We start from the raw sequence: 13,067 nt of genomic DNA, 5'->3' as shown, positions 1-13,067 counted from the left end.
CCCGCAAAGCGCGGGCTCCGGCGGTAGGTGGGCGCGGTCAGGCCGGGTCGTACGACGAGGTGTTGCACGCGCTGGTGCTGCAGGTGCTTCCGCAGCCGTCGCTGGTGCTGCACGCCATGACGACCAGCGGCGTCGTGGCCTCGATGACCCGCAGGTCGAGCGCGAAGTCGTCGTCGGTGACGACGTCGGCGTCGGCCGTGGGGGCGTCGAGGACCGCAGTCGGCGGGGCCATCGACATCACTCTCCTCAGCTGGAAGGGTTGGGTGGTGCCACCTGGTCTAGGGCCAGGAGATCGTGACGACGCCGTGCGTCTTGTCCATGACGGGGGCGTCGGCGGAGATGAGCGAGGGGTCGCTGCCGACGGGCCAGTAGTGGAAGGTCGGTTCGGTGTGGCGTCCGTCGCGATCCCAGGCCTGGATCTGTTCGACCATGGAGGCAGCGGCTCGCTGTCCGTCCGGGCCGTAGGCGCGGGCGCCGAACTCCGCCCCCTCGCCCTCGGCAGCCGGGCGCACGGCCAGGTAGGCGAAGCCCGCCCCGGAGACGACGCCGAAGGGGAACCAGCGGCGCTCAGCGGCCAGGTCGGTTCCCTCGTCCGGGGCGATCCGGCAGAAGCCGGGGAGGAACCACGCGAACCACAGGTGCAGGTCGGCGAACGAGACGCCGTTGTCGATCGTCACGCCCGACCAGCGCTCGACGCGCTCCGTCGCCAGGACGCCGTCGAGCCGGCTGATCTCACGGGGGGCACCGGAGTCGAACGAGAGCCGGACGTTACGCCCGTTGCCGTCGGGCAGGAGGAACACCCGGTCGGGGTGCCGACCGTCGCCCTGCATCGGCACGAAACCGGCGACCTCCGCCGACGTACTGGAGAGGCGCTCGGACGCCCGGCGGAACCCGATCGTCCTCGTGACACCGTTCATGATCAGCGGCAGGACGAGCACGCCCGGATTCCGCAGTTGGTCGAGCAGGGCCGGGGGGATGTCCCAGGCGCCCACCGTGACGATGACGGCGTCGAAGGGACCCTCGGCCGGCACACCGTGCTCGGCGTCGGCGACCAGGACCCGGACCCGGTCGCCGTAGCCGTTCTGTTCCAGCAGCGTCGTCGCGCGGGCGGTGACCTCCGGGTCGATGTCGACGCTGACGACCCGTCCCTGTGGACCGACGATCTCGGCGAGGTACGCGGCGTTCAGGCCACCCGAGCCGACCTCCAGCACCGTCATGCCGGACCGCACCTCGGCCTGTTCGAGCATCCGCGCCTGGATGTAGGCGGCGGACACCGAGGAGATCGCCACGCCGTGCTCGTCGCGTTTGGTGACCACCGAGTTGTCGACCCCGTAGGCAACGGTGAGATCGGTGCCGTCGGGCATGAACCGCTCACGTGGCACCCGGCGGAACGCCGCCTCCACCGCTGCGGTGGCGATCTTGCCTCGGCCGCGCAGCTCGTCCACCAGCACGGCGCGCAGGTCGGCCGCCCGGTCGGCACCGTCATGCGTGTCAGCCACGTGGATCACTCGGTACTTCCTTCTTCTCGGGTGCCGGGCACCTTCCGTCGTGGTGCACCAGCGTCGCGGACCGGACCGCCGGCTGCACCGGGCCGGAGAACCCGGGTGCGTCGTCGGTCGCTCCTCACACTCTGGCCCGGACGAGCGGCCGGGTGAACGCACGCCATGCGGACGAACCACGTGTCCGCATACCCGGATGCGGGCACGGCGGCGCGACGCGGGACCGCCATGCGCGTGAGCCCGGCGAGCCACGCGCGGCCGAACCCACGTCTGGCGCATGCTGGTGTGCGGCGGCGAACGACGGTGCCGGCGGGCGTACGGGTCTACGCTGCTCGATACCGTTCGGTGGAATCCTGAGGAGGGCGGCGTCATGGCCCAGGCCCCGAGGACGCTCCAGCCGTCCGCGTCGGAGCGTCACTTCTTCGGTGCCGAGCTGCGGCGCCTACGGGAACAGGCGAATCTCTCCCAGGCGCGGCTGGGAGCGAAGATCCGCTTTAGCGCCGATCTGGTCCGGCGGGTGGAGACAGCGGACCGGTTCCCGTCCCGCCAGTTCGTCGAGGCCTGCGACACGGCACTGGCCGCAGGCGGAGCTCTACTGCGGCTACTGCCGTTACTCGAGACGAAACAGGGCCTCGAACGAAACATGAGGCCTGCCTCCTCACCTGCCGGTCCGGTCAGTCCGGTGATCCCGCCGCAGGCGGCTCCGCCCGGGTCCACCGAGCCCGGTGACCTGGTCAGGCGGGTTCCCTTCCAACCGGGCGTACTTGACCGGGCCGCACTGGACTGGCTGAACGCCGACCGTGGCCCCAGCTGCCCCACGCCGGGTCGACCGGTCGCCGCAAGCCGCGTCTCGGAGGACGAGCTCGCATCGGCGGAGACCGCGCTCACCGTTTTCCGGCAGTTGGATCACACCCACGGTGCCGGCCGGGTCCACGCGCAGGTGCAGCGGTACATCGAAAATGAGCTCAACCGGCTACTCGCGGCCACACCCGCGTCCGAGTCGATCGGTAGACGCCTGCACACGCTCGCGGCGGGTTTCTTCGAGCTCTGCGGCTACCAGGCTGTGGACACGGGCGCGCACGGACTGGCCCAGCGTCGTTACCTGCGCGCCCTACGGCTGTCGCAGGCAGCCGACGACCGGAGCTACGGCGGGTATCTGCTCGCCGTCAACATCGGCCACCTGGCGCTCCACTGCAATCATCCCGAGGCCGGGCTTCGGATGGCCGTCACCGCGCTGACGGGGTGCGAGGAACAGGCGACCCCGGCGCTACGCGCCGCACTGCATGCCGTGGTGGCCCGCGCGCACGCCCGCCTCGGGCATGAAGCCGACTCGGTAGCCCATCTCTCCGTCGCGGAGAAGCAGCTCGCCCGTAGCCAGCCGGAGGACGAACCGGAGTGGATCCGTTACTTCACCCCGGCCTACCTCGCCGACGAGCTGGCCCACTGCTTTCACGACCTCGGCCGGCCGCAGCAGACACAGCGGCATCTGGGCGACGCGCTCACCTCGCTGAGTCCCTCGCACGTCCGCCGGCTCGCCATCGACACCGCGCTTCTGGCCTCGTCCCTGGCCGCCGCCGGGCGTATCGACGAAGCGTGTGCGACCGGGCGGGAGGCCGTCGATCACGCGGCCAGGACGGCCTCGCACCGGTGCGTGCAGCGCATCGTCGATGTCCAGGTCGATCTCGATCCCTACCGCGGCGAGCCGGAGGTCCGCGAGTTCGGCGACTACGTGCGGCATCAGCTGCCAGCGGCAGCGGTGTAGCGCCCCGGATCCCCGCCGGCCTCGCCCATCGATGACCGGTAGTGGGCCAGCTCAGCCTCCAGTGCCGCCGCAGCATGTCCGGAGGTGGCCACGTAGTGACCGACGCCGTCGAGCAACAGCAGCTCGTGTGGCAGGCCGCGGCGGGTCAACTGCGCGGCGAGGTCCCGCGCGTCGTCGACGGTGGCAACGGCGTCGACGGTGCCGTGGACGAGTAGCACCGGCCGGCGGATCGCGTCGGCGTGGACCCGGCCCGCGCCGCCCCGCAGGCGCAGGGCATGGGCGCGCTGGAATCTGGGCACGGTGGTCGCCCACCGGTCGGGATCCACGATCGCCGAGATGGCCGTGGCGGCGGCGAACGGCCCGTCCTGCGTCGCCGCGTGGAGGGCCGTGTACCCGCCGGCGCTCGCACCGCGGATGAAGACCCCACCCGGCACCGCTCGACCCGTTACCAGCAGGTGCTCGGCCACTGCCCGGCAGTCGTCGACGTCATCGACACCCCACCGGCCGTACAGCGACTCGCGGAACGCCCGCCCGTAGCCGGTGCTGCCGAGATAGTCGACGTCCACGACGGCGAACCCACGGCTGGTGAAGAACTGCGCCTGCCAGTCGAGGCGCAGCAGGCAGGAGGCGGTCGGGCCGGGGTGCGCACGGACGATCACGGGCGCCCGCCACCCAGGCCCCGCGCCTGTCGGCGGATACACCAGGGCCAGGACCTCGCGGTCGTCCGCGACCCGCACCCGCAGCTCCGTCGGCGTCGAGACCACGACTCCGGCAAGGCGGGCGTGTTCCGACCGGGCCAACACCTCCAGGCTGGGACCGTCAGCAGCCAGGTGTACCAGCGCGACCTGCGGCGCTGCCGTCGGTGACGAGGCGATCAGCGCGACTGCCGTCCCGTGCGCCGCCACGTAGGGCTTGATCGACGTGTACGGAAGCTCGACCGACGTCGCAGCGCCGGACGGGTCGACGAGGACTAGGTGGTGTCGCGGCCCCTGCTGCACCGCCATCACGATCCGTCCGTCGTCGAGGAAGTCGTACGACGCGTAGCCCAGTTCCCAGGGCTCCGCCACGCATTCACCCGCGACGGGGACGACGGCCTGGGCCTCCTGTCCGTTCCACCGGAAGAGGTTCCACCAGCCACTGCGGTCCGACATGAAGTAGAGCGCGCCGTCAGGGCCCCACCGTGGCTCCACCGCCGACTCGTCTGGCCCGCCCGCGACCCGCACGGGATCCCCGATGCCTCCGCCAGGCTCGTAGGGTGCCACCCACAGCTCGCAGGCATCCCACGGCATGTCCCGCTCGCTCCACCATGACCATGCCAGCAAGGCCGGCCCTGGTCGCGGCGCGCCGAAGAAGCCCGCCGACTCAGCGAGAACCCTCAGCTGCGGCGGCCCCGTGAGCGTCACCGCCACCAGCTCGTCGCCCTGCTCGGACTCCCGCACGGCCAGCAGCTCGCCCGCACCGACGGACAGGTCCCCCATCGCCCCTGGACTGATCAGTTCCAGTTCGTCACCTCCGCGGCGATGCCGATACAGGCCGCCCTCGCCGACACACCACAGGTCGCCGTCGACGACGGCGAAGGAGCCGCCGCCGTACGCGTGCACCGCGCTGCCAATGTGGAAGTTCGCGGGACCCACGTCCCGCGTTCCTTCGCCGGGCTGCCACCGCGTCAGGGTTGCGGCTCCGCCAGCATCGGGTCGCGTCTCCAACCAATAGAGCGAACCGTCGAAGATTCGAAGCTGGTCATAACTGACGGATGCCCGCACCGCGTCCGCCGCCGAAATGGGAGCATCGGCGGTCTCCGCTCTCACGCGTGCCTCCTCGCGCAGCTCGGCGTCACGCAGACAGACCGGCAGACGGGGAACCCGCTCGGATGCCACACTCGACACGCCGGCAGCCGGGGTGCGGGCGGGCCCGGCCTCGGGGATTCACGGGGGTGGGCAGCCACAACGCCGACTCTACGCCCGCCGACGCGCACGCCCTGCGGAGTCTCGCCTCCGTGCTCCAGCAACCTTCCTGCCCAACGCCGCGGCTGGGCGGGAGCTACAGCTGACCCAGAGGGGATGAGGCCTCGAAACGTGGCCGCATACAGGTAGTGCACATGTGAAGATCGCGCCGATAGCGATCTTTCACCGCTTCGGCAAGGAAAGGTCTGCTATAGATCGCAACACAAGGTCTTGCGGTCGGCATGACTGGTGGTTTGGCGGCCCAGATCCCACCCGCTGACGATGGTGGGCATGACACGGCGTGCCTACCGGCGGCCCATGGTCGATCGCCTCCACCACGTTTTCCAACGTCCCTCCCCTCCTGGGCACGGCGTAGCGGCGACGGTTCTAATGGGACGACGAGCGATGACCCCCACCTCCCCGATCGCCGACACTCAGGCGGGCGTTACCGGCCCCGGACGGTCATCTCCCGGACCGGCGACTCGGCCGTGACCTTCTCGCAGACGCTCAGCAGCTCAGGATGGTTCCGCAACTTCACGTACCCCTGCGGCGGGTGGAACTCACCAAGCTCCGCCTTGAGCTCAGCAATCGAAACACCCGGATACTCCGACACACGCTCGATCGGAATGGTGAAGGCCTGCTCCAGATCCCGGACGTACTCCAGCACCGACGCTCCATTGCCGACACGGGCCTGCTCCGCGATCGCCGCGATCCGCTGCGGTGAGTCGACGACGGCCGGAGCAAGATCGATGACCGGCCCGAGGCGGGCAACCGGAGCGTTCAGGTACACAAACCAGCGCACCGGCCGGCCGCTGAGGAACCGCCTCCGAAACTCATGGGTCTTCTCACCCGCCCAGATCAGGTCGTAGTACACCGCGTGCAGCGACATCAACACCGGCTCACGACTGTCGGCCAGGGAGTCGCAATCGCCAAAGGGGCGCGGCTGTTCGGAGGCAGGGAAGAGATTCATCGTTTACCGATCCATACTGCGGTCCATGGTGGCGGAGGTGTGGTTCCGCTGGCCCTTCCACTTCCCAGCACCGGCAGGACCCCGCCCGATCCCGTATCAACTTGACCCACGCAGGAAAAGGTGATCATAGCGGCCCAACTATCGCCCCCAGGCCCGAACATCTGCCCCACCGCAAGCCTGCCAGTGCCCTGCGCCAGCAGAGACTTACGGAACAGCCGGGCCGCTGCGGTGCGCGGCGAGCACGGAGCTGACGACGATCGCGCCGAGCCCGAGGACCACGGCGACGCTGATCTTCCTGCGGAGGAAGGCCACGCCGAAGGCGACGGGGACGGCAGGTGACATCTGGAACGCCAGTGCCCGCCGAGTGGGGCCGACGCGGGTGCGACGACTCAGACTCCAAGGCACAGGCACTTCACGGGCACAGCGTGAACCACTTATGCCATCCGTTCCGGCCTTGCCCCTTGGGCGGGGAGTAAAGCAGACAGGGCCATTGGCTGACCGGCGAACACCACCATCCCGTTCAGGGTGACGGCCGGACGCCGTGATCACATAGATGTTCACCTGGACCAAGCCGGCAATGCTACGCGGAATGGTGCGAGCGAGACCTTGCAGGTCGCCAAGAAGAGCGCCCAGCCCCATGGCCTCTGCGGAGTCCGATGTGCGGGAGGCGTGAGCGGGCGTCGGACCGGCAGTCGTGGTCACTGGTTCGGGTCGTGTGAGCACACCCGGGAGAGCCGTGACCGCAGTATTCGTCACCGCACAGAGCCCAGTCACGAGGGCAACCACCACAGCACCGGCCACTGTGATGCGAGCAGCGCCGTGGACACCCTTTGCCTGGATCTCCGCACTCGTCACGATGGCTTGAGCGTTGATCTGGGCAGCCCGCACCTCTGGCTCGATACTGCGCTTCTTGCTTCGCCGACTCATTCCGTCCCTCCCGACCTAGAAGAATCCCATGACCCGACAGCGGTGGCCGCCATCTCGCCACGCGTGTCTGGCGTCCCGCCGCCACAATCTTGGGCGGCGGATGGTGGATGCCGGCGGGTCCGGATAGCGCGTGATCTGGCTGCCGGACTACCCAGCGTCGCCGGGTTCGGAGTCGGATTCATGGCCGGTGTCGCCGTGTTCAGCATCCGCCTCCTTGGTCCGCTGAGGAGTCGGTTCGCTGCGGTGCGCGGCGAGCACGGAGCCGACGACGATCGCGCCGAGCCCGAGGATCGCGGCGACGCTGATCTGCTCGCGGAGGAAGATCACGCCGAAGGCGACGGCGAAGGCTGGTGACAGGTAGAACGCCAGTGCCGCGCGGGCGGGGCCGACGCGGGTGATGAGTGCGTAGAACAGGGCGAGTGTCGCGCCGGTGCAGACGATCCCGAGGACGAGCAGGGCAGCTGTCGCGTCCACGCCGGGTAGCCGAATGGGGGCTGTGACGGAGGCGGGTACGACCACGGCTGCGGTGGTGACGAGCATGGCGGAGGTGGCGACGCCGAGGGGCGGGGCCTCCGCGTACCGGCGGTGGATCATCATGGCGCCGGCGGCGTAGCACAGCGCGGCGGCGAGGATAAGCATGCCGCCGAGCAGCGCCGTCCGGCCTCCGCTCAGGTCGACGCCGAAGAGCATGACCAGCCCGGCCAGGCCGAGGACTATCCCGGTCAGGCCCCGCCAGCCCTGCGGGCGTTCGTCGGGTGCGAACCGGAGGGCGAGGAGCGCGACGAACAGTGGTTGTGCGCCGACAAGGATGCCGGCGACGCTGGCTGAGACGTACTGCTGCCCGTAGGTGAGCAGCAGCAGCGGGGCGGTGGACTGCACCAGCACCGTCTCGATGATCGCCCAGGGGCTGCTCCAGACGGGGCGAAGTGCGTCCCGGCGTACCGCGAGGGGAAGCAGCAGCAGCGCGGCGAGCATCACCCGCCCGAGGACGACGAGCGTTGGCGGGAAATCGCGCAGAGCGACGGTGATGAGCGGGTATACCGCGCCCCAGAGGGCGGACAGAACGACGAGGTCGATCCAGGAGCGGCGGGTCACAGCGGGTCGTGGCAGGTCGACGTACGCACGCACTCTAGTTAATCAGGACCTGCCGGTACAGGCTCTGCACGCAGTCGAGACCACTCCAGGGCAGCAGGTCGACGAGGAGTTGGCGTAGCCGCTTGCGGTTGCGCTCGGATCCGGTACGTCGGGCGAGCACGTCGGCCTCGGTGGCGGCATGGCAGGCCTGTTCGATCTGGTTCATCTGCGTGTACGCGATGGCGAGGTCGATGAATGTGCCGGAGCGCTCCCGCACGAAGTCGGCGGGCAGCAGGGTCAGCGCCTCGTAGAGGGACCGGGTCGCCTCGGTGGGGCGACTCAGCCGGGTCAGACAGCGGCCCTTGAGGCGGGCTGCATGGCAGTCGGCGTTGAAGAAGCTCAACCAGGCGGGGGTGTTGTCCCTGCTGACGCCATCGAAGGCCCGTTCGGCCCCGGCCAGGGCGATCATTCCCCGGTGGGGCTCGTCGAGGAGTCCGTACGCCTCCCCGGTGGCCTCGCCGAGCCAGGAGTTGACGGCGGCCGGGATGCCTCGGCCGGCGACGTCCCGGGCGGTGCCGAGCAGGCTGAGCGCGGTGCGGCCGTCCCCGTTGTGGAGGTGGATCTGGCTGAGAACGCCCAGGCCGTACGAGTGCAGGGCCCGGTCGTCCGCCTTCTCCGCGAGCGAGATGGTGAGCCGGCAGTATCCGTGCGCTTGCTGGTAGCGCTGCGCATCGATGGCGAGCCAGGCGGCGAGTTGGGCTGCGTCGGCGGCAGCGCGTAGCAGTCGGCGGTGGGTGGCAGTGCTCGTCGTGCGGTTGCTGACCTCCAGCATGCGGTGCAGATGGGTGCCGACATCCGCGCTCACCTTGCCGGCACCCTCCCGATAGTCGAGACGCCGGTAGGTGTCGGTCAGGATCTCCAGGTCCTCAACCACCCGTTCGGTGACCCGTGTCAGGACGGCGCCGGAGGGCAGCGGAACGCCGGTGGCACGTTCGCTGGTGGACCGGCCGGCCGGCGCTTCCGGTGTGCCCGCCCGGAGGGCCTCCGCATCGAGGTGGCTGTGGTCCTCGCCGCCGAGCAGGTCGCCGGCGGCGCAGCGGTAGAGGAACGCCAGCTTGTTCAGCGTGTCCAGCGACGGTGCCCGGCCCGCCGGGCCCGGCCAGATTTCCCAGTACGAGATCTGCTTGGCGGTCTTCGGCGCGTCCGCGTCGGGCCACTGCTCGTTCCAGCGGCGCGCCACGTCGGCCTGCGTGAGGCCGTGGGCGAGGCGGAACGCCACCCGCGGGTTGATGCGGTACCGCTGCCGCCAGTGCGAGGCGATCCGCCGGTACGTCCACCCGCTGGCCCGCAGCTCGTCGGCCTCCCGCTGGAAACTGCGCGCGCTCCTCGCCATCCCTGCCTCCGAAAGTGACCGCCACCAGGACGACCGTCGGTAGCACGTTAGCGATCACCGTCGCCGTGACGGAAGCCATCGACACGCTACTCCCCGTGATCCGGGGAGTAACGGTAGGTCGAAGGTCCCCACCAGCTGGGGTCGATCTTTCCCGCTGCGGACGGGACCCTCGAACACGACGCGGAACGCCTGCTCACGGCACCTGCTCACGACGGTGGCCCCCTCCACAACCTCCGGCGGCAGGTGATGACGGCAGCGCACCACAGACCGCTCGACCATGACCGGCGCACGACGTCGGGCACACGCAGTTGATCGACATGGAAAGGCTCGCTGATGCATGAGCAGAACGAGTTGGGCCGCTACGGCTATCGGCAGGAACTGGCCCGAGGGCTGAGGTTCCGGGATCTGGTGGCGTACGGGTTGGTGTACATGGTGCCGATCGCGCCGATGGCGATCTTCGGAAGTGTGTACGCGGGGTCGGGTGGGATGGTGGCGTTGGCGTACGTGGTGGGTGTGGTGGCGTTGGTGTTCACCGCGTTCTCGTACGCGCAGATGGTGCGGGCGTTTCCGATGTCGGGAAGCGTCTACAACTACGCGGGGCGTGGGATCGGTGCGCCGGTGGGGTTCCTGGCGGGTTGGGTGATCCTGCTGGACTACGTGCTGGTGCCGGGCCTGTTGTATCTGGTGGCGTCGGTGGCGATGCACGCGAGTGTGCCGTCGGTGCCAGTGTGGTGTTGGCTGCTGGGCTTCGTGGTGGTGAACACGGTGGTCAACTCGGTCGGGATCCGGATGACGGCGTTGGTCACGCGGGTCATGCTCGTCGGTGAGCTGCTGGTGTTGGCGGTGTTCCTGGTCGTCGCGGCCGGTGCCCTCGCCGCGGGCAAGGGCCGGTTGAGCTGGGAGGCGTTCTACGACTCCGACACGTTCGGCTGGTCGGTGGTGGCCGGGGCGGTGTCGATCGCGGTGTTGTCGTTCCTCGGGTTCGACGGCATATCCATGCTCGCCGAGGAGAGCAGGGGCGGGCCCCGGCAGGTCGGGCGGGCGATGGCCGCGGTCCTGATCCTGGCGGGGGTGTTGTTCGTCGGGCAGACGTGGCTGGCGGCGATGCTCGTCGCCGACCCGGGCCGGCTGTTGGCCGAGGGTGATCCGGCGGGGACGGCGTTCTACGACGTGGCGCGGGTCGCGGGCGGGGGTTGGTTGGCGACGCTGTGCGCGGTGGCGACGGCGGTCGCGTGGGGGTTGCCGAACTCGATGGTCGCCCAGGTCGCGACGAGCCGGCTGCTCTACGCCATGGCGCGGGACCGGCAGTTGCCCGGGTTCCTGGCGCGGGTGTCGCCCCGGCGGGGTGTGCCGGTCAACGCGACCCTGCTCACCGGTGTGGTGTCCCTGGTGCTGGGCCTGTACATGGCGGGTCGGGCGGACGGGGTGACGGTGTTGTCGTCGCTGGTCAACTTCGGGGCGATGGTGGCGTTCCTGGTGTTGCACGTGTCGGTGGTGGTGCACCACCTCGTCCGTCGGCGCAGTCGCAACTGGTGGGCGCACCTGGTCATGCCGGTGCTGGGCTTCACGGTTCTGGCCTACGTGGTGGTGCATGCGAACATCGCCGCCCAGCGGGCCGGGTTGGCGTGGCTCGCGGTGGGGCTGGTGGTCCTCGCCTGCCTGTACGCCACCGGTCGGCGTCCCGTGCTGTCCGGCCTGGTGCCGGCCCGCCCGGCCGGCCGTGACATGGAGCGGGTGTGACCGGCATGGACAGGATCGTGTACCGGCCGGGCCCGGGGGAACTGGCGCACACCTTCGGCGCGCGCCTGCCCGTCGCCCACGTCCGCTGCGGGGACGTGCTGGAGGTGTTCACGCAGGACTGCTTCGGTGGGCTGGTGCGGGGCCCGGCGGACCTGCCGTCGCGGGTGTGCCGCATGCCGTACCTGAACCCGGTGTCCGGGCCGTTCTTCGTCGAGGACGCCGAGCCCGGCGACACCCTCGCCGTGCACATCGCCGCGATCACCCCCGCCACGGACTGGGGGGTGTCGACGACGTTCCCGCACTTCGGGGCGCTGACCTCGACCTCCCGCACCGCCACCCTGCAACCGCCGCTGCCCGAACGGGTGTGGGTGTACGGGATCGACCAGCAGACCCGCACCGTACGGTTCCAGGCCACGAGCAGCGACCACACGGTGGATCTGCCGCTGGAGCCGATGATCGGCACGATCGGCGTCGCACCCGCAGGGTTCGAGGCCCGCTCCACGCTCGTGCCCGACTCCCACGGCGGGAACCTCGACACCCCGCAGCTGCGCGCCGGCGTCACCCTCTTCCTCGGGGTCAACGTGCACGGGGCGATGCTCGCCCTCGGCGACGGACACGCCCGCCAGGGCGAAGGCGAGGCCTGCGGCGCCGCCGTGGAGATATCCACCGTCACCACCCTCATCGTCGAGGTCGTCAAAGGCGTGACGACACCCTGGCCGCGGCTGGAGACCGACACCTCGCTCATGTCGGTCGGCTGCGCCCGCCCCCTGGAGGACGCCTACCGCATCGCCCACCACGACCTCGTCGGCTGGACCAGCACCCTGACCGGCCTGGACACCCTCGACGCCTACCAACTCGTGTCCCAGGCCGGCCGCGCACCCGTCGGCAACGTCTGCGACCCCAACTACACGATCCTCGCCGCCGTCGACAAAGCCCTGCTCCCCACACCCGCGCACGCCTACCAGGACGCGCACCGCCGGCTACGGCGGCTCGCCGCCGAAACACGGTAGGAGCCGACCGTGACCACGATCCCCTACCTGCCGCTGCGCGACGAGCTGTTCATGCTCGCCCACGACGACGACACCGGCCGCCTGCACGTGCACCGCCGGGCCCTCGCCCTCGGCCTCGCTGGCGCCGTCCTGATCGACCTGCACCTCGCCGCACGGGTCATCGTCGACCCGCCCGACCTCACCGGCCCCGTGCCCGGCCAACGGCTGCGCCTGCGCACCGACCGGCCCGTCGGAGACCTCATCGCCGACGCCGCCATCGCCTCACTGCACCCCACCCGCGCCGCCCCACCCCTGCGGACCTGGCTGCGGCACTTCGCCGTCGACCTGTACGACCGCACCCGCGCCGGACTCGTCACCACCGGGATCCTGCGCCCACACCGCCAACGACGCCTCGCCGGCATCGCCCACCGCGACACCTACCTACCCACCCACTGCAAGTGGTCCGTCGTGCCCCGCGCCCGACTCTGCTACCTCGCCCAGGGCCGCGAACAACCCAACGCCCACACCGCCGCGCTCGCCGGCCTCGTCGCCGTCCTCGGCCTGGCCACCCACCTGTACCTCGACAACGACCCCACCACCCTGACCACACGCCTCACCACCATCGCCAACCAACACCACCGAGCTGTACGGGACATCACCGCCGCGGTCGACGCCAGCATCGGCGACCTCGCCACCGCCACCTACCGCTGACCCGCTCTCTCGCCGTCCCCCGGGGAACGGCGGTGATCAGTCCGTCCCGCAGCCGCCGC

General features: G+C 70.3%; 11 protein-coding genes. 4 read left to right on the top strand and 7 right to left on the bottom strand.

The features are described 5' to 3' along the window. Positions 1-37: 37 nt before the first annotated feature. Positions 38-232 carry an FxLD family lanthipeptide gene (locus LPA42_RS02805; protein ID WP_228986292.1) on the bottom strand — a complete coding sequence of 65 codons (195 nt, stop codon included), beginning with the start codon at positions 230-232 and terminating at the stop codon, positions 38-40. 46 nt (positions 233-278) lie between these two features. After that, positions 279-1,499, bottom strand: coding sequence for a methyltransferase, FxLD system (fxlM, locus tag LPA42_RS02800; RefSeq protein WP_228986291.1), 1,221 nt, complete (start codon positions 1,497-1,499; stop codon positions 279-281). Between the two features lie 370 nt (positions 1,500-1,869). Here fxlM and LPA42_RS02795 point away from each other — a divergent pair, with 370 nt between their 5' ends. Continuing rightward, positions 1,870-3,261 (top strand): helix-turn-helix transcriptional regulator, encoded by a 1,392-nt coding sequence (locus LPA42_RS02795; RefSeq protein ID WP_077939511.1) that lies wholly within the window; start codon positions 1,870-1,872, stop codon positions 3,259-3,261. On the opposite strand, the gene LPA42_RS02790 is transcribed toward LPA42_RS02795, so the two are convergent. The 5 genes from LPA42_RS02790 to LPA42_RS02770 form a co-directional block, all read right to left on the bottom strand. Beyond that, positions 3,237-5,138 (bottom strand): prolyl oligopeptidase family serine peptidase, encoded by a 1,902-nt coding sequence (locus tag LPA42_RS02790; protein ID WP_228986290.1) that lies wholly within the window; start codon positions 5,136-5,138, stop codon positions 3,237-3,239. The two genes, LPA42_RS02795 and LPA42_RS02790, sit on opposite strands and share 25 nt — an antisense overlap. A gap of 511 nt (positions 5,139-5,649) precedes the next feature. After that, on the bottom strand, positions 5,650-6,174 hold the full coding sequence (locus tag LPA42_RS02785; RefSeq protein ID WP_077939510.1) for a hypothetical protein: 525 nt from the start codon (positions 6,172-6,174) through the stop codon (positions 5,650-5,652). A 204-nt stretch (positions 6,175-6,378) separates the two neighbouring features. Next, a complete protein-coding gene (locus tag LPA42_RS02780) occupies positions 6,379-6,516 on the bottom strand; it encodes a hypothetical protein (protein ID WP_158229470.1) in 138 nt (45 codons plus the stop codon). 732 nt (positions 6,517-7,248) lie between these two features. Further along, positions 7,249-8,196, bottom strand: coding sequence for a DMT family transporter (locus LPA42_RS02775; protein WP_158229469.1), 948 nt, complete (start codon positions 8,194-8,196; stop codon positions 7,249-7,251). Positions 8,197-8,230: 34 nt separating this feature from the next. Then, positions 8,231-9,568, bottom strand: a complete 1,338-nt coding sequence (locus tag LPA42_RS02770; protein WP_077939508.1) for a hypothetical protein — start codon at positions 9,566-9,568, stop codon at positions 8,231-8,233. Between the two features lie 333 nt (positions 9,569-9,901). Between LPA42_RS02770 and LPA42_RS02765 the strand changes: the two genes are divergently transcribed. Genes LPA42_RS02765 through LPA42_RS02755 form a run of 3 tightly spaced genes read left to right on the top strand, consistent with a single transcriptional unit; the run spans position 9,902 to position 13,008 of the window. Beyond that, the gene (locus LPA42_RS02765) at positions 9,902-11,308 is read left to right on the top strand and encodes an APC family permease (protein WP_077939507.1); all 1,407 of its coding nucleotides are present in this window, start codon (positions 9,902-9,904) and stop codon (positions 11,306-11,308) included. Further along, positions 11,305-12,318, top strand: a complete 1,014-nt coding sequence (locus LPA42_RS02760; RefSeq protein ID WP_077939506.1) for an acetamidase/formamidase family protein — start codon at positions 11,305-11,307, stop codon at positions 12,316-12,318. The genes LPA42_RS02765 and LPA42_RS02760 overlap by 4 nt, the downstream gene beginning before the upstream one ends. A 51-nt stretch (positions 12,319-12,369) precedes the next feature. Then, a complete protein-coding gene (locus tag LPA42_RS02755; protein ID WP_077939519.1) occupies positions 12,370-13,008 on the top strand; it encodes a GPP34 family phosphoprotein in 639 nt (212 codons plus the stop codon). Positions 13,009-13,067 lie beyond the last annotated feature (59 nt).

The organism is Micromonospora sp. DH13 (genome assembly GCF_020873825.1).
Lineage (GTDB): Bacteria > Actinomycetota > Actinomycetes > Mycobacteriales > Micromonosporaceae > Micromonospora > Micromonospora haikouensis.
The sequence above is the reverse complement of the archived record's forward strand: the minus strand, read 5'-3'. Positions and strand labels throughout refer to the sequence as shown.